This window comes from Kaistia dalseonensis, from assembly GCF_030814715.1.
In the GTDB taxonomy this organism is placed as follows: Bacteria; Pseudomonadota; Alphaproteobacteria; order Rhizobiales; family Kaistiaceae; genus Kaistia; species Kaistia dalseonensis.
The window spans coordinates 136,657-152,890 of record NZ_JAUSVO010000008.1 but is presented as its reverse complement, the minus strand read 5'-3'; the positions used below and the strand labels follow the sequence as shown (position 1 = coordinate 152,890).

Annotated in this window: 15 protein-coding genes; 11 read left to right on the top strand and 4 right to left on the bottom strand. The window is 63.8% G+C overall.

Annotated features, from left to right (window positions below):
- Positions 1 to 3: 3 nt before the first annotated feature.
- From QO014_RS24040 to QO014_RS24030, 3 genes are all read right to left on the bottom strand, one after another.
- Positions 4 to 2,073, bottom strand: a complete 2,070-nt coding sequence (locus QO014_RS24040; protein WP_266351318.1) for a hydantoinase/oxoprolinase family protein — start codon at positions 2,071 to 2,073, stop codon at positions 4 to 6.
- Positions 2,074 to 2,089: 16 nt separating this feature from the next.
- Positions 2,090 to 2,602, bottom strand: coding sequence for a GAF domain-containing protein (locus QO014_RS24035; protein WP_266351317.1), 513 nt, complete (start codon positions 2,600 to 2,602; stop codon positions 2,090 to 2,092).
- A gap of 261 nt (positions 2,603 to 2,863) precedes the next feature.
- A complete protein-coding gene (locus QO014_RS24030) occupies positions 2,864 to 4,165 on the bottom strand; it encodes an ArgE/DapE family deacylase (RefSeq protein WP_266351316.1) in 1,302 nt (433 codons plus the stop codon).
- Between the two features lie 565 nt (positions 4,166 to 4,730).
- Here QO014_RS24030 and QO014_RS24025 point away from each other — a divergent pair.
- The 7 genes from QO014_RS24025 (at position 4,731) to QO014_RS23995 (ending at position 11,110) form a co-directional block, all read left to right on the top strand.
- The gene (locus QO014_RS24025; RefSeq protein ID WP_266351314.1) at positions 4,731 to 5,561 is read left to right on the top strand and encodes an ABC transporter ATP-binding protein; all 831 of its coding nucleotides are present in this window, start codon (positions 4,731 to 4,733) and stop codon (positions 5,559 to 5,561) included.
- Between the two features lie 9 nt (positions 5,562 to 5,570).
- Positions 5,571 to 6,620 (top strand): ABC transporter substrate-binding protein, encoded by a 1,050-nt coding sequence (locus tag QO014_RS24020; protein WP_266351312.1) that lies wholly within the window; start codon positions 5,571 to 5,573, stop codon positions 6,618 to 6,620.
- A gap of 108 nt (positions 6,621 to 6,728) precedes the next feature.
- A complete protein-coding gene (locus tag QO014_RS24015; RefSeq protein ID WP_266351311.1) occupies positions 6,729 to 7,559 on the top strand; it encodes an ABC transporter permease in 831 nt (276 codons plus the stop codon).
- 11 nt (positions 7,560 to 7,570) lie between these two features.
- Complete coding sequence (locus tag QO014_RS24010) at positions 7,571 to 8,419, top strand: ABC transporter permease (RefSeq protein WP_266351310.1); 849 nt, start codon at positions 7,571 to 7,573, stop codon at positions 8,417 to 8,419.
- A gap of 17 nt (positions 8,420 to 8,436) precedes the next feature.
- Positions 8,437 to 9,462, top strand: coding sequence for an LLM class flavin-dependent oxidoreductase (locus QO014_RS24005; protein ID WP_266351309.1), 1,026 nt, complete (start codon positions 8,437 to 8,439; stop codon positions 9,460 to 9,462).
- Between the two features lie 18 nt (positions 9,463 to 9,480).
- Positions 9,481 to 10,005, top strand: coding sequence for an ureidoglycolate lyase (locus tag QO014_RS24000; protein WP_266351308.1), 525 nt, complete (start codon positions 9,481 to 9,483; stop codon positions 10,003 to 10,005).
- Between the two features lie 106 nt (positions 10,006 to 10,111).
- Positions 10,112 to 11,110 carry a LysR family transcriptional regulator gene (locus QO014_RS23995; protein WP_266351307.1) on the top strand — a complete coding sequence of 333 codons (999 nt, stop codon included), beginning with the start codon at positions 10,112 to 10,114 and terminating at the stop codon, positions 11,108 to 11,110.
- A 23-nt stretch (positions 11,111 to 11,133) separates the two neighbouring features.
- Here QO014_RS23995 and QO014_RS23990 read toward each other — a convergent pair whose 3' ends face one another.
- Positions 11,134 to 11,595, bottom strand: a complete 462-nt coding sequence (locus QO014_RS23990) for an Lrp/AsnC family transcriptional regulator (protein ID WP_266351306.1) — start codon at positions 11,593 to 11,595, stop codon at positions 11,134 to 11,136.
- Positions 11,596 to 11,726: 131 nt separating this feature from the next.
- On the opposite strand from QO014_RS23990, the gene rocF reads away from it, so the two are divergent.
- The 4 genes from rocF to QO014_RS23970 all read left to right on the top strand — a co-directional run bounded on the left by rocF (position 11,727) and on the right by QO014_RS23970 (position 15,934).
- Positions 11,727 to 12,647 carry an arginase gene (gene rocF, locus QO014_RS23985; protein WP_266351305.1) on the top strand — a complete coding sequence of 307 codons (921 nt, stop codon included), beginning with the start codon at positions 11,727 to 11,729 and terminating at the stop codon, positions 12,645 to 12,647.
- A 5-nt stretch (positions 12,648 to 12,652) separates the two neighbouring features.
- Positions 12,653 to 13,756 (top strand): ornithine cyclodeaminase, encoded by a 1,104-nt coding sequence (gene ocd, locus QO014_RS23980; RefSeq protein WP_370877207.1) that lies wholly within the window; start codon positions 12,653 to 12,655, stop codon positions 13,754 to 13,756.
- 291 nt (positions 13,757 to 14,047) lie between these two features.
- A complete protein-coding gene (locus tag QO014_RS23975) occupies positions 14,048 to 14,485 on the top strand; it encodes an NUDIX hydrolase (protein WP_266351375.1) in 438 nt (145 codons plus the stop codon).
- Positions 14,486 to 14,908: 423 nt separating this feature from the next.
- Positions 14,909 to 15,934: a LacI family DNA-binding transcriptional regulator gene (locus QO014_RS23970; RefSeq protein WP_266351304.1), complete on the top strand. Its 1,026-nt coding sequence runs from the start codon at positions 14,909 to 14,911 to the stop codon at positions 15,932 to 15,934.
- The last annotated feature ends 300 nt before the right edge of the window (positions 15,935 to 16,234 follow it).

The following is a 16,234-nucleotide window of genomic DNA, read 5'->3' as shown; positions in this document are numbered from 1 at the left end:
CGCTCAGCCCTTGATCTCGATATGGGTGTTGCCGAAATCGTCGATCGACACGTGGTTGCCCGGATGGACGACGATCGTCGTGCCCGGATCCTCGATCACCGCGGGACCGGCGAAGCTCATGCCCGGCTCCAGCTTCTCGGCATTATAGATCACGGCCTCATGCACGCCCTCGGTCGCGTAATCGACCATGCGGCGGCTCTTGATCGCATCCTCGAGGCTCGCGCCGGTCTTCGGCTGCGGCACGATTTCGAGCTTGCCGACCTCGGCAGAGGCGATGAGATGCAGTCCGACGATCTCGACCGGCGCATCGAGGCGATAGGTATATTCGCGCTCATAGAGTTCGTGGAACGCCTCGACCATGGCCGCAATCTCGACCTTGCCGATCCTGCCGGCGGCGATCGGCACTTCGACCGAATGTTCCTGGTTCTGGTAGCGGCACTTGATCAGCGGGCTGAACCTGACCTGATCGGCCGCGATACCCTCGGCGCCGAACTGCTGCGCCGCATGGCCGATCGCCTCCTGCACCAGGAGATCCAGCGAGACCGCGTCGGTTTCGTCGATGAGCCTCGTCACGAAATAGTCGCGGCGCAGATCCGACATCATCATGCCCCAGGCCGAGAAGACCGGCGCGCCGCGCGGGATAACGACCTTCTTGACGCCGAGCTCCTGGCCGAGCGCCACGCCATGCATTGCGCCGCCGCCGCCGAAGACGACGAGCGTGAAGTCGCGCGGGTCATAGCCACGGTTGAGCGAAACCAGCTTCAGCGCATTGACCATGTTGGAATTGGCGATGCGGATGATACCGCGCGCCGCCTCGATCGGGCTGACGCCGAGCTTTGTCGCGACTGCACCGAGAGCCTTGTCGACGGCCGCCATGTCGGCCACGACTTCGCCACCACAGAAATAGTCGCGGTTGATGCGGCCGAGCGCGAGGTTCGCATCCGTCGTCGTCGCATTGGTGCCGCCTCGACCATAGGCGGCGGGACCGGGCGAAGCGCCGGCCGATTGCGGCCCGACATGCAGCTTGGAGAAATCATCCACCCAGGCGATCGAGCCGCCGCCATTGCCGATCTCGACCAGATCGACGACCGGGACCATGATCGGATAGCCGGCCGACTTGCGGCTGCGTTCGATCCAATAATCCGTCTTGATCCGGACCTGGCCGTTCTCGATCAGCGAGCATTTTGCCGTCGTGCCGCCAATGTCGAGGGCGAGCACATTGGGCTCGCCGATGATGCGGCCGAGTTCGGCGGCGCCCCAAAAACCCGAAGCGGGGCCGGATTCGACCATGGTGATCGGGATCGCCTTGGTCGAAGGCAGCGAGTCGACGCCGCAGTTCGACTGCATGATGTAGAGGCGGCCCTTATAGCCTTCGGCCAACAGGCCATCCTCGATCCGACCGAGATAGCGCTCGGCGACAGGCTGGACATAGGCGGAGAGCACGGCCGTATTGGTGCGCTCATATTCGCGCCATTCCCGCGTGATCTGGTGCGAGGCGACGACCGAGACTTCCGGCCAGAGACGGCGAATCTCTGCAGAGACCGCCTGCTCATGGCTCGGATTGGCGTAGGAATGCAGCAGGCAGATCGCCACCGCTTCGACGCCGTCCGCCTTGAAGGCATCGAGGATCACCGGCAGGCCGGAGAGGTCGAGCGGCGTCGTCTCTTCGCCGCGATAGGATATCCGGCCCGGCACTTCGCGACGCAGATAGCGGGGCACGAAGGGCTTCGGCTTCTCATACATCAGGTTGAAGAAGTCGGGCCGGTTGCCGCGCGCGATCTCGAGAATGTCGCGGAAACCTTCGGTCGTGATCAAGGCCGTCTTGGCGCCCTTGCGCTCGGTCAGCGCATTGATGACCACCGTGGTGCCATGGGCAAAGAAATCGACCGCCTCGATATCGACGTCACCCTTCTTCAGGACGTTCAGAACGCCAGCCTCGAAGTTCGGCGGCGTCGTATCGGACTTGGCCGTGCGGATGGTCTGCTTGCCGGTCGCCTTGTCGGTCTCGAAATAGACGAGGTCGGTGAAGGTGCCACCGACATCCGTTGCCACTCTCAGCGTCTTCTCACCCATGTCGGTTTCCAGCTCCCTAAGACATCAGTTCGACGGCGGCCATCTTCTCGGCCGTCAGGAAGGCGACCGCCGCAAAGGGCCGCAGCTTCATCGCCTCGGCGACCCGCTCGGTCGTGTAGTAACCGGCCTCATGCAGCAGGTTGATCGTGCCGATCACACGGCCATCGACGACGACGGGAATGTTGCAATTGGATTCGCAACCGAGCGACTGGATGAGCGGCCAATCCGGAAACACGACGGCGATTTCCTCGATCGTCAGCGACGAGAATGGCTCATGACGGTCGATCACCGTCTCGGACCAGAGGCCGAGCGACATCGGCTTGAACCCACCGGTCGGATAGGCCGCCTCGTTCTCCGAATAGGTCCGGCGCGATTGTCCGATCGCCAGATCGAAAGTGGTCGCCGTGAAGAGCTTGGTTCCGACCGTTTCCTTGGTCAGCCGCTCCAGGGCCTGAAAGACCGAATGCGGCTGCCCCTTCTGCGCAAGGGCAACCAGGAAATCGCCCCAGTGATCCGAGTCCGATGCCAATGAAGTATGTCCTTTTAAGTCACACCTCAAAATACCCTGCATTCAGACTGTCGACAAGACGGATCTGGCGAAATTCGCCTAACTTTTGGGCGTGCCCGCAATCTCCATCGGTCATCGCCGACGCGATGCGCGGTTGATGCCTCTCCTACCAGGTGGGGGGCCTGCAGAATCGGTCGCGCAACGTCGATCCCACACGTTCGAAGCGTGGGTCCGGCATATGAGTGTCTGCCTGAAGGAGGTTCGCGCCGTTCCGCGCGAACATCAGCCGGCGGAGCGTGCATCCAGCGGACGGACGCCGCACCACTCGGCAATGAAGAGGGCGATCGCTTTGGTCGTCTCGCGCATGCTGACCAGATCGGTGCGCTCGGCCGCGCTATGGCTCCCTGAGCCGCATGAGCCATAGCAGAGCGTCGGGATGCCGTAATAGAGGTCGTATTGGCGTGTATCGCTCGTCGCCGTCTGACTGAAGGTCTCGAGCGCGGTACCGAACACGGCCTTATGCGCCTCTGCGAGGACCGCTTCGGCATCCGTGCCGGGATGAAAGACATGCCCGTCGGCCTGGAAGCCTATCCATGTCACCTCCGGCGCCTTGTCGTTCCCCAGCCGGCGCGCGCAGTCTTCGACCGCCTCGATCACCCATGAACGGACGTCAGCCAGTGCATCGCCGGGCAGCACGCTCAACCGACATTCGATCTCGCACCAGGCCGGCACCGAGCCGAGCCAATCGCCGCCGCGAATCTTGCCGCAGCTGAACTTGACCGGATTGTCGATATGACCGAACCAGGGGTGGGATTTCGCGCGCTCGTTGATCCGCGCCGTCAGCGCCTGCAGCGCGCCGATATAGTCATAGGCCGTGAGAATCGCGCTCGCGCCCGCCTGCGCCTGAAGGACATGGACGGGCTTGCCCAGAATCCGCACGCGGAACCATACCGAGCCGAGTTCGGCCCGCAGCAGCTTGTTGTCGAGCGCCTCGGGAATAAGGCAGGCATCGGCACGATAGCCCCGCACCAGGGTCGCGAGCGCGCCGTTGCCCGTGCATTCCTCCTCGCTGACCGTCTCGACGAAGACATCCGCCGCGGGCTGGAGCCCGAGATCGCGCAGCGCGTCGAGCGCAAATACCATCGACGCAACGCCGACCTTCATGTCGTTGGCGCCGCGGCCATGCATGAAGCCGTCGGCGATATGAGGCTCGAACGGCGGATGGTCCCATTGTTCGAGCGGCCCCGGCGGCACGACATCGATATGGCCCTGCAGAATCAGGCTGCGGCCGGTCGGCTCTTCGGCGCGGCAGGTTGCGACGACCTGCACGGCCTTCGAATAATCGACATCGACCGCCGGCGAATAGCCCGGCTTGCCCTCGATCGGCACTTCGTCGATCGTGAAGCGGTCGACAGACCAGTTCCGCCGTGCAAATTCGCTTGCGAGCCAATCCTGGCATGGCCCCTCATTGCCGCGCGTGCTCGGGAATTCCACGAGCCGCTTCAGCCATTCGATCTGACGATCCCAGTTGCCGTCCACGGCTGCCGAAATGCCGTCGAGCAAGGCTTCGCGAGCCAGAACCATTGTCCACTCCCATGACTGCTTTGCGAGGAAACTGGTGCGTCCTGGCACGCCGAAAGCTGGGAGGGCGCCGGATCGAGAGCTTTCCCTGCACGATTCGTCGCGGAGCTGCCACCGGCGCGGGGTTGCGCGCCGTCATCGCCAACGACCCGCGAGGCTGTTCGAGCATCGTCTCCCGCGGCTCTATTCGACGATCCGTAAGGCGGCAAGCCAAGAGCAACGGGCGAAAGCTGCAACGCAACCAATCGCCTTTGCACGTGCCGATAAGAGAACGGGGGCGTTGCCGATTGCGCAACGGGCCGTAACGAAATCAGCGCTTTGTAGGCTCAAACCAAGCCGGCACACTCTTCCATATTCTCCGGGACAGAGAGTTGATCTCGGTCAAATGGAGAAGAAAAATAGAAAAAATTGGGTCTTCCGAGCTGATCGGCAGCATCTGCCGAGCTTTGAAAGATCTATTAGGCAAGGGAAAACGGGACGGATCGTATCCGTTCCGAGCAGACCAAGGAGACGACCGGTTTTTCTTGCCGCTGCTGCATCGCCAAGGCAGCGCGGTGGAGTGTTGTCCATGGTTGCCATATCGTCCGAAGGCGGCATGTCCATTCGGGATGTCGGGATGGTCTATCGTCGTGGCGAACAGGTCACGACCGCGCTTGTCGGCTGCAATCTTGAAATTCCCGCGGGCAACTGGGCCTCGCTGATCGGTGCCTCGGGCTGTGGCAAGTCGACCTTGCTGCGCATCCTGGCCGATATCGTCAAGCCGACCAGCGGCACGGCGCTCATTGGCGGCGTTTCCCCGGCCGAGGCGCGCGCCGCCCGCACCTATGCCCTCGTCTCCCAGCAATCCACCATGCTGCCCTGGCGCAAGATCCTCGCCAATGTCGAACTCGGGCTCGAGGTCGCAGGCGTCGACAAGGCCGACCGGCGGCGGCGGGCGGAAGAGGCGATCGAACTGGTCGGCCTCAAGGGGTTCGAGCAGGCTTTTCCATCCGAGCTTTCCGGCGGCATGCGCCAGCGCGCCGCGATTGCGCGCGCCCTGACGCTCAAGCCGCGCTTCCTGCTGATGGACGAGCCCTTCGGCGCGCTCGACGAGATCACGCGCGAAAAGCTGAACTTCGAGCTGCTGCGCATCCTCAAGGAGACATCGGCAACGCTGCTTCTGGTCACGCACTCGATCAGCGAGGCGATCATCCTGTCCGATACGGTCGCCGTGATGTCGCCGCGTCCCGGCCGGATCTCGCATCGCGTCGAGATCGGCTTCGGCCATGACCGCACGGCCGACATGCGCGACGATCCGCAGTTTGCGGCCTACGAGGCCGAGTTGCGCCACGCCCTGCACGGACCGGCGCCGACGGCGCGGCCTGCTGTCCATACCGCCTCAACTTACGCCACCGCCTAGGAGAAACTGATGCCGACAGGCCCTTTCGCAACGATTGAGACAAAGCGCCGGCCGCTCCGCGCCACCGCTGCCGCGCTGGGCTTTGCCGCCATCGCGCTGGCCGGCCTCGGTCAGGCCCAGGCGGAGGAACTCACCAAGCTCTCCGTCGTGCTCGGCTACGTGCCGAACGTCGAATCCTTCGGCGCCGAATACGCGCTGAAGATGGGCTACTTCAAGGATGAAGGCCTCGACGTCACCATCATCCCCGCCGGCCAGGGCGTGGACCAGGTGCAAATGGTCTCGGCCGGTACGGTGGATATCGGCATCTCCAATCCCGAGCAGATCCTCGCCGGCACATCACAGGGCGGCAAGTTCAAGGTCTTCGCGGCCGAGTTCCAGAAGACGCCGGTGGCCATGACCTGCCGCAAGGATTCCGGCATCGAGAAGGCGACGGACCTCGCCGGCAAGCGCCTCGGCGTCAAGACGCCGTCCAAGCCCTTCGCCGACCTGTTCATGAGCAAGAACAACATCGACCCGGCCACAGTCCAGACGACCACGATCGGCCCGAACGACATCTCGGTGCTGATCTCCGGCCAGATCGACTGCGAGGTCACGACCTTCGCCTTCAACGAGCCGCGCCTGATCGAGGCGGCGGGCGTTCCGGTGAACGTGTTCTCCTTTGGCGATTACGGCCTCAACTCGCAGAATGATTCCTACTTCGTGACGGAAGCGTTCTTCAACGATCCGGCCAAGAAGGAACTGCTGGTCAAGTATCTCCGCGCCGAGGTCAAGGCCTGGATGGACTTCTTCAAGGATCCGGACGCGGCTGCCAAGTTCATGGTCGACGGCGGCTTCACCGATGGTCTCGACATCGACCAGCAGACCTACCAGGCCGGCAAGCAGGCGCTTTACATGAAGGACGCCTTCACGGCCGAGAAGGGCTTCATGTGGGTCAACCCGAAGACCTGGGCCGAGACGGCCGAGAACGCCTTCGTCTCCAAGGTCACGGACACCAAGATCGACCCGACCAGCATGCTGACGACCGAGATCCTCGAGAAGGTCGCCCCGCCGAAGATGTAGTCGGCGACGCCTGACCCAAGGCGGGGGCCGGACATGGCCCCCGCGAACCATTTTGAATGACCAATGTCGGCCGCTTCTAGTCGACGTTGCACTCTGCGGAGAATGACCATGAGCAGCATCACGGTCGCTGATGCCGGATCGGCCGAGGACACAGGACGCTCCGAGACGCCGGGGTTTCGCCTGCCGCTTGGGCTGATCCTGCCGCCGGTCCTGTTCACCGTCGCGCTGATCGCGATCTGGGCCGCGCTCTCGGCCGCCGGCATCATACCGCGCTATATCCTCCCGTCGCCGGAGGCCATCTTCAACGAATTCATCAAGAATTACAGCGTGCTGACCAAGCATGCGCTCTACACGATCAGCGAGGCTCTGGCCGGCTTCGTGATCGGCAATTGTGCCGCCGTACTGATGGCGATCGTCTTTTCCTATTCGGGCCTGCTCAAGGATGCCTTCTATCCCTTCGCGCTGATTTCGCGCGCGATCCCGATCATCGCCTTCACGCCGCTGCTCGTCATCGTCCTCGGCCGCGGATTGCCGCCGGTCATCGCGGTCGTGTCGATCTCGGTCTATTTCCCGGCTTTCCTCAACATGATCCGCGGCCTCGCCTCCGCCGATGTCGACTATCACGAGATGATGCACACGCTCTCGGCCAGCCGCTGGCAGCGGCTCAGGATCGTGGATTGGCCGGCATCGATCCCCTATCTCTTCGCCGCGCTCAAGGTCAGCGCATCCGCCGCGTTCATCGGCGCGATCGTTGCCGAATGGATCGGCGCCAATAAGGGCCTCGGCTATCTCGTCGTCATTTCCGGCCAGTATTTCAAACTGCCGACCCTCTGGGCCGCGATCATCGTCGCCGCCGGGCTAACGCTGATACTCCTCGCGATCGTCGTGCTGGTGGAGCGCATGCTCCATCGCTGGACCGCGACGGCGACCGATCTCTGACGGACGGATCCATGGCCCTTCAAAGCGAAACCTTTGCCAAATCCGGCTCCTTTGGCCTCCCCGCCTGGCTCGGCGCCGGACTGGCAGCCATGCCAAGGCCTCGCGCGATCATCGCGCCGATCCTGGTCTTCATCCTCGTCATCGGGCTTTGGCAGTTCATCACCGAGGCCGGCTACATCTCACCGCTGATCCTCCCCTCGCCGACCGCCATCCTGAACGCGTTCGCGATCGATGGCGGCACCATTCTCTACAATACCGCCTTCACGACCATCGAGGCCTTGACGGGCTTCGTGCTCGGCAACCTGCTCGGCTTCCTGCTCGCCGTCGTCTTCCTCTATTCGGAGTGGAGCCGGCGCACGGTCTATCCGCTCGCCATGGCCGCGCAGGCCGTGCCGATCGTTGCGGTCGCGCCGGCGCTGATCATCTGGTTCGGCAATGGCATGGCGCCGAAGATCTTCGTGACGATCTTCCTCGTCTTCTTCCCCATGCTGGTCAACGCGCTGCGTGGATTGAAGAGCGCCGATGCCGAGGTGATGGAGCTTCTCTACACGCTCTCCGCCACGCGCCGGCAGCAATTGTGGATGGTGCGCCTGCCGGCCTCGATCCCCTTCCTCTTCAACGCGCTGAAACTCTCGGCCTGCGCCTGCTTCGTCGCGGCGATCGTCGCCGAATGGATCGCGGCCGATCGCGGCCTCGGCCATCTGATCGTGCTCTATGGCAGCCAGTACCGCATGCCGCAGGTCTGGGCCGTCGTGCTCGTCGGCACCATCGTCAGCATGCTGGTTTACGGCCTCGTCGTGCTCGCCGAAGCCCGTGTGGCGCCCTGGCTCGTCAGCCGCAAGCGGCCCGCATCCGAATAGAACTGGAGGAGACGCCTATGCCCGCGACTGCCACCCGCCTCGCCCCGATGGGCATCATGAACCAGATGTGGGCAGCCAATGACGTCAGCGACCGCGACGCCATCCGCACCGCGCTCGACGAGATCATCTGCGCCGACGAGCTCGGCTTCGATTCGATCTGGATCGGCGAGCATCATCATGTGAGGCCGGACAATCCGTTCTATGGCCGCGTGCCGGCATCCGAAGTCTTCCTCGCCCATATCGCGGCCAAGACGAAGCGGATCAAGGTCGGAACCGGCGTTCGCGTGCTCTCGACCACGACGGCCCAGCGCACCGCTGAGGAAATGAGCCTGCTGCACATACTAGCAGAGGGACGGGTCGAGTTCGGCGTCGGGCTCGGCGCCAACCAGCTGGTCGAGGAAGATCGCGCCACCAAGGCCGCCCGCTTTCGTGCCCTGCTCGACGAATTGCTCGGCATTCTCGCCGGCGAGATCGGCCCGGCGATCGCACCGCGACCCGATCCCGCCATCCGCGGCGCCATCTGGGCCGCCGCGCGCGATGAGAGCAGCATCGACCATCTGGCGCTGCGCGGCATCAATCTCGTGGTCGGCCAGGCCGAGATGCCCCATGTCCAGGCGCCCTATATTGCGCGCTACCGGGCGGCCGGCGGCACGGGTCGCACACGCGGCGTTCGCCTCGTCTTCGTCGCGCCGACGCGAGCCGAAGCACTGGAGCGCAGCGCGGCCGCAGCTGAAAGCTATTTCCGGCTGATGCTCGGCAAGGGCTATCACAAGCACGCCGTCGAAACCGGCATGGCCCCGGCGACGATCCAGAGCGACGAGGAACGCCGGCGCCTGGCGAGCTTCATCATCGGCTCGCCGGAAGACGTCGCCGCCGAACTCAACGCCTATATCGAGACGACCGGTATCGACCAGCTCGACATCATGGCCCAGATCCCCGGCCTCGCCACCGAGGATGTGCGCCGTTCCATGTCGCTGGTGCAGACCGAAGTTCGCCCGCTGATTTCCTTGAACGACGTGACCGCAGCGCGCTCCGTCGCCTGATCTCCCTTGGTAGAACGCATGACCACACCACAAGCCACCCTCGACGTCGAACGCCGCCCGCTGATCGCCGAGCCGATCACGGCGGAGGCCTTTCTGCCCTTTGGCCGGCTGATCGAGCCGACCGAGGACATGGTTCCGGCAGGCGCCATCGACGCCGCCCTCGACCTGTCGGGCGGCGCGCCGCGCTTCTACATCATGCGGCTCGACTATCGCGGCTATGACGTCAACGGCATTACGCGGCATGGCGACGTGACCCAGGTGCTCGCCTCGGTTGGCGGCAAGTCCTGGCTGCTCTGTGTCGCGCCGCCGGTTGGCGACGGCGACAAGCCGGATCCGGAGGCGATCCGCGCCTTCGTCATTCCGGGCGATGTCGCGGTGCTGCTCTACAGGGGCAGTTGGCATGCCGGGCCCTATTTCCACGACGCGGAAATGAAGTTCTTCAATCTGGAGCTGATCGACACCAATGTGGTCGATCATTTCACCGTCAATCTCGGCCGCACCTTCGGCTACAATTTCAAGGTGATCGACCCCGCGAAGAGCTGACGCCCGCGCCACTGCAGACCGCATCTTGCGACGCAACGGCGCGGCACCTAATGTCGCCACATGCCTTTCCTATAGGCTAGCCCGATAACCCCACGGATCGGCAGCCATGTCAGCATTCATGCACGTCCACCTCGTGGCGCTGCGCTATTTCCGCGAGACGGTGCGCTGCGGATCCATGCGCCAGGCTGCGGAACATCTCCATGTCGCCGCCTCCGCCATCAATCGACAGATCCTCAAGCTCGAGGATCAGATGGAGTGCAAACTCTTCGAACGGCTGGCCGAGGGCGTACGCCTGACGGCTGCCGGCGAGGTGCTCTATCGCTATGTGCTGCGGCTCGAGCGCGATCTCGACAAGGCCATGTCGGAAATCGACGACCTGCGCGGCCTGAGGCGAGGTCATGTGTCGATTTCCTGCGAGGATGGCATTGCGCGCGATTTCCTGCCTCAGGTGCTCGCCGCATTTCACCGGGAGTTTCCGAAGGTCACCTATTCGATCGACGTGACGGTTGCGCTCGGCGTGATGGCGGCGGTGGTCGATGGCGGCGCGGATATCGGCATCGCCATGGCGCCACCGCACCGGACGGACATCTCGGTCGAATCGGAAGCCGCCATGCCCGTCGGCGTCATTGCCGCGCCGGACCATTCGCTCGTCGGACGATCGACGCTCAAGATGTCGGACCTCGTTCACGAGCAGATGGTGCAGATGCGGGAGGGCAGCGGCGGCGGTACGGTGCTCTATTCGCTCATCAATGGCTGGACCGCGCGCCACTCCTTCGTCGAGACGAACGCATCCGACGCGGTGACGAATCTCGTCCGGGCCGGGCTCGGCATCGGCATTCGCTCGCCGGTCGGGATATTGCGGGAGATCGCCGCACGCGAGATCGTCTTCATCCCGATCCGCGACCCTGCCATCGGCGCACCACTGCTGACGGTCTATGCGAAGCAGGGACGGACGCTGCCGACGGCCGGCGCCGTCCTGCTCGAGCGCATCAAGCAGGGCATGACCGAGTTTTCCCGCCATGTCGCGGCGACGCTGGAGACGGCCGGCCCGAAGGCGGACAGCGACAGGCAGAGGCTCGACATCGCCACGCCGGCAACCGTCTGATCGGCTCGGCAATCCGTTCGACGCTATGAGGACCCGCGCTTCGCGACGCCGAGTCGGGCTTTGGTGCTGCGTGGTGTCGCGAGCAGAAGATTGGTCTCGCTGCTGGTAATCCCGGCGATCATGCGGATCCTCCGCAAGACCGTATCGAAGGCCGTCAGCGTCTCCGCGCTCAATTCCACGACCAGGTCCCAGCGGCCATTGGTCGTGTGAATGGTCGATATCTCGGCGAAACCACCGAGCGCGCGGATCACACGCTCTGTCGCATGCCCCTCGATCTCGATCATCATGATGCCCCGAACCGGCTGCTCCACCGCCTCGGCGCGCAGGATCACAGTGTAGCCGATGATCTCGCCGGACCGCTCCAGCCGCTCCATCCGGGCGCGCGCCGTCGCCCGCGAAACACCGAGATCAAGGGCGAGATCGGAGATGCTGCGCCGGGCATCATGGCGCAGGAGCGTGATCAGCTTCTCGTCGAGCGAATCCATCGCTGTCCATATTGTTCGAAGAACTATCCAATCTGATAAGTATCATATCGATATTTGCCATTATATACCGTTCATTTCGCCATCCATTCGCGCTTTGATTGTTCGTGCACCCGAACGGAGCGTGTGGCGCGATGCATTGCAAGATCCTCGGGATTCCGCTGCAGGACGGGTCGCGGCGCATGGGCTGCGAGATGGGACCGAGCGCGCTCCGCACCGCCGGGCTCATGGCGGCATTGCGCGAGCTTGGTCACGAGGTCACCGATCTCGGCGCGGTGCAGCCCGGCGCGCCTCGCGCCGTCCGCCATGCTAATCCGGCGATCCATGCGCTGCCCGAAATCGCGGCCTGGACGACCGCCATCATGGATGCGGCCTACGCCGCCAGCGCGGATGGCATGCCGATCTTCATGGGTGGCGATCACGCGATCTCCGCCGGCACGCTGGCTGGCCTCGCTCGCCGGGCCAAGGCGCTGGCGCGACCGCTCTTCGTGCTCTGGCTCGATGCCCATCCGGATTTCCATACGCTCGACAGCACGATGACCGGAAATCTGCATGGAATCCCGCTCGCCTATGCCAGCGGCCAACCCGGCTTTTCCGGCCACTTTCCCGATCTTGAAGCCGCCATCGACCCGGGCCGCGTCTGCGCCCTCGGCATTCGCAGCGTCGACCAGCCCGAACGCGAAGCGCTGCGCAACGCCGGTGTCACGGTGCATGACATGCGCGCGATCGACGAGCATGGGATGGCGCCCTTGCTGCGCGCTTTCATCGAGCGTGTCGTGAGCGCGAACGGCCTGCTTCACGTCAGCCTCGACGTCGATTTCCTCGACCCCTCGATCGCGCCCGCCGTCGGAACGACGGTTCCGGGCGGCGCCACGCTCCGCGAAGCCCATCTGGTCATGGAGATGCTGTCGGATAGCGGTCTCGTCACGAGCCTCGATCTCGTCGAGCTCAATCCATTCCTCGACGAACGCGGGCGCACCGCAACCCTTCTTGTCGATCTCACGGCGAGCCTGATGGGTCGCCGGATCATGGATCGCCCCACACGGAGCTATTGACCATCATGAACACGATGCAGATTACGACCGGAAGGCGCGTCGCGGGCGCCGGGCTCAACATCGTTCCCTTCGTCAGCGTCGATCACATGATGAAGCTGGTTCTCGCCATCGGCATCGAGCGCTTCCTCAAGGACCTGGCCGGATATATCGAGGAGGATTTCCGCCGCTGGGACGTTTTCGACAAGAAGCCGCGGATCGGTGCGCATAGCGCCGAAGGCGTCATCGAACTGATGCCCACCAGCGATGGCGAACTCTATGGCTTCAAATATGTGAACGGGCATCCGAAGAACACCCGGGCGGGCCGGCAGACTGTCACCGCCTTCGGCGTGCTCTCCAATCTCGGCAATGGCTATCCGATGCTGCTTTCGGAGATGACCATATTGACGGCCCTGCGGACGGCGGCCACATCAGCGCTCGCCGCGCGCCATCTGGCCCGGGAAGGCGCGGATTGCATGGCCATTATCGGCAATGGCGCCCAGTCGGAATTCCAGGCGCTCGCCTTCAAGGCGCTGCTCGGCATTCGCAAGCTCCGCCTCTTCGACCTGGACGCTGGAGCGACGCGCAAATGCGCCCGCAATCTCGCGGGCGAGGGCTTCGAGATCGTCTCCTGCCAGTCGGCCCAGGAGGCCGTCCTCGGTGCCGACATCATTACAACCGTGACAGCCGACAAGCAGCGCGCCACCATCGTGACCGACAACATGGTCGGCGCCGGCGTCCATATCAATGCCGTCGGCGGCGACTCGCCGGGCAAGACCGAACTGCATCGCGATATCCTCGCGCGGGCGGACATCTTCGTCGAATATACGCCGCAGACCCGCATTGAGGGCGAGATCCAGCAACTCGCGTCGGATCATCCGGTCACGGAACTCTGGCAGGTCATAACCGGTGCGGCTGTGGGCCGCCGCGATCGCCAGCAGGTCACGCTGTTCGATTCCGTCGGCTTCGCGATCGAGGACTTCTCGGCGCTCCGCTATATCCGCGACCAGTTGGCCCGCACCGGACTCTATCAGGGGCTGGACCTCCTCGCCGACCCCGACGATCCCCGGGATCTCTTCGGCATGCTGGTGCGCGCCCGCAACCCGGCGCAACATGCCGCGGCACGCGCCTGACGCGACGAGCCCTCACCGGCCGACCAATTCCTTTGCCAGCGTATATATCTGCGTTGCCGCGGAATGATTTTCCAACTTGTGCCAGCGCGGATTGTGCCGCGCCTGGCTAGGGCCTATATTGCATCCTTGGCGTGAAGATTTTGACGCCGATACGAAGCCCCGTCGCCGATGAGGCGAGCCGGATCGCTGCGATCACGGAAGCCGGGCTGCTGCCCATCAATTTGAAGTCGACTATTTGCAGATGGCACGGTGTGCCATGCTCGACGCGGAAGGATTCGAACGCACGAGACAATGACGAGCCCACTCCAGCCTCAACATCAGATCGCAGCTCTCCCCGTACGCGAGCGGGACGGCAAACTCGAAGTGTGCCTCATCACGACACGCGAGACGCGTCGCTGGACCATCCCGAAAGGGTGGCCGATGAAGGGCAAGAAAGACCGCGTGGCGGCAGCGATCGAAGCCAATGAAGAGGCCGGGCTCATCGGCGAGGTCGGCAAGAAGCCGGTCGGATCGTTCCTTTACTGGAAGCGTCGCGAGGGCTTTCTCGACCTCATCCGCGTTGAAGTCTACCGCATGGATGTCGTCAGCCAGTTGCCGACATGGAAGGAATCTGCGGCGCGCGAAGCCGCCTGGTTTCCGGTGCGAACCGCAGCGACGTTGGTCGATGAACAAGGCCTCACCGCGCTGATTTCGAAGCTCGAAACCGCCGAGCACATGGCCGAGAAATAGGCGCCCCCGCCGCCTCCTCGCGGAGGCGGCGGGGTCGGATCGGCCTCCGAGTGGGGCGTCTTTGACCGATCGCGCGGAACAATAGCGCCTTATCAGCGCCATGCAACACGTCCCCGAATTGTGCCCGGCGTCCCGACGTCAACCATGACACCGCGGATAGCTGCGAGGCGCCGGAGCCCGGAAAGTGGACAATGCACCTCGGCTCGTCACCCCCGACAACCATGATATGGGGCAGGAGTTCCCGGTCGCGGCGCCACCCTCGGCCCCACATGGCCGTGGAGCCATTCTGATTTGAATTGATCGATTTCGATGTCCTTGGCAGTATCGACATCATTTCTTGATGTCATGCGGTGGCTTCCCCCTTTTCGGCTGTCCCAGGCGGGGCGGCCAGTCTCGCAAGGCCAGCAGCAGGATCGAAGTGCCATGCGGATCACGCTCACCGATATTGCACGGGAGGCCGGCGTCTCCACGGCGACCGTTGACCGGGTCCTGAACAACCGAAGCGGCGTGCGCAATCGCACGCATCATCGCGTAATGGCCGCGGCCGAGCGCCTCGGCTATATCGAGCAGGCCCCGGTCCGCAGCCATCATCCGGCCGATCCAGCCGAAGCCGTTCAGCTCGATTTCGTCCTGCCCGGCGGCACCAACAGCTTCATTGCCAATCTCAACCACCAGATCAGCCAGATGGCCGCACTGCGGGACGATGTCACCCTGCGCATCCACATGGTCGACGGCTTCAACCCCGATGTGCTCGCCCGCACGCTGGAGGCCATCCGCCCGACCACGTTGGGCGTTGCGCTGGTGGGCCTCGACCACCCGACCGTGCGCGAGGCGATCCGGGCGCTCGCCGCGGCCGACATACCGGTCGTGACTCTCATTTCCGATATCAGGCATGTGCCGCGCATCGGCTATATCGGCATCGACAACCGCGCCGCCGGCCGCCTCGCCGGCTATCTGCTCGGTCGCTTCCTGAAACGAGGGACCGGGAAGGTCGCTCTCTTCGCCGGCTCACTATCCTATCGCGGGCATGAGGAGCGCGAGATGGGGTTCCGCAACATTCTCCAGGAAGAGTATCCGGACCTCGCCATCGTGGAGCTGCGCGAGGTTCGCGACGATATCGATCGCGCCTATACCGAGGCGAAGGCGCTGCTCGGCCGCCATCCCGATCTCGCCGGCATCTACAATATTGGCGGCGGCAATCGCGGCATTGCGCGCGCGCTCGAGGAGGCGGGGCGGGCAGAAAGCACGATCTTCATCGGCCACGAACTGACCGAGCACACACGCCGCTTTCTCGTCGCCGGGGCGATGGATGCCGTCATCGACCAGAACCCGCGCGTCGAGGCGCGCGAGGCGATCGATCGGCTCGCGCGGGCAGCCCGCGGCGAAGCCCTGCCCGATACCCCATCGATACGCGTCCAGGCGATCTTTCGAGAGAATATGCCGGATTGACGCGCCCGCTCGCGGCACCCATCGACGATATCGTAGATACTCTTATAAACAGTCTCCCTTACAATACCGTTCATTGGCGTGGCAGCGAGGCAACAGCCCCCGTGAGGTTCGACCGCCGTTCGCGCCCATGAGACGAATGAAGTGAAATCAATCACTTAATCTCTTTTCGACAAAGGACCACCAGGTTGCAGGGCCTCGCGCAATGGTTGCTCGCGCAACTGTGATGACCCGCACGGCGCCGGATCCTTGACGAGACGGCAGCGCTGGGGCTGATCTTGGAAGCTCCACAATATCGGAGCG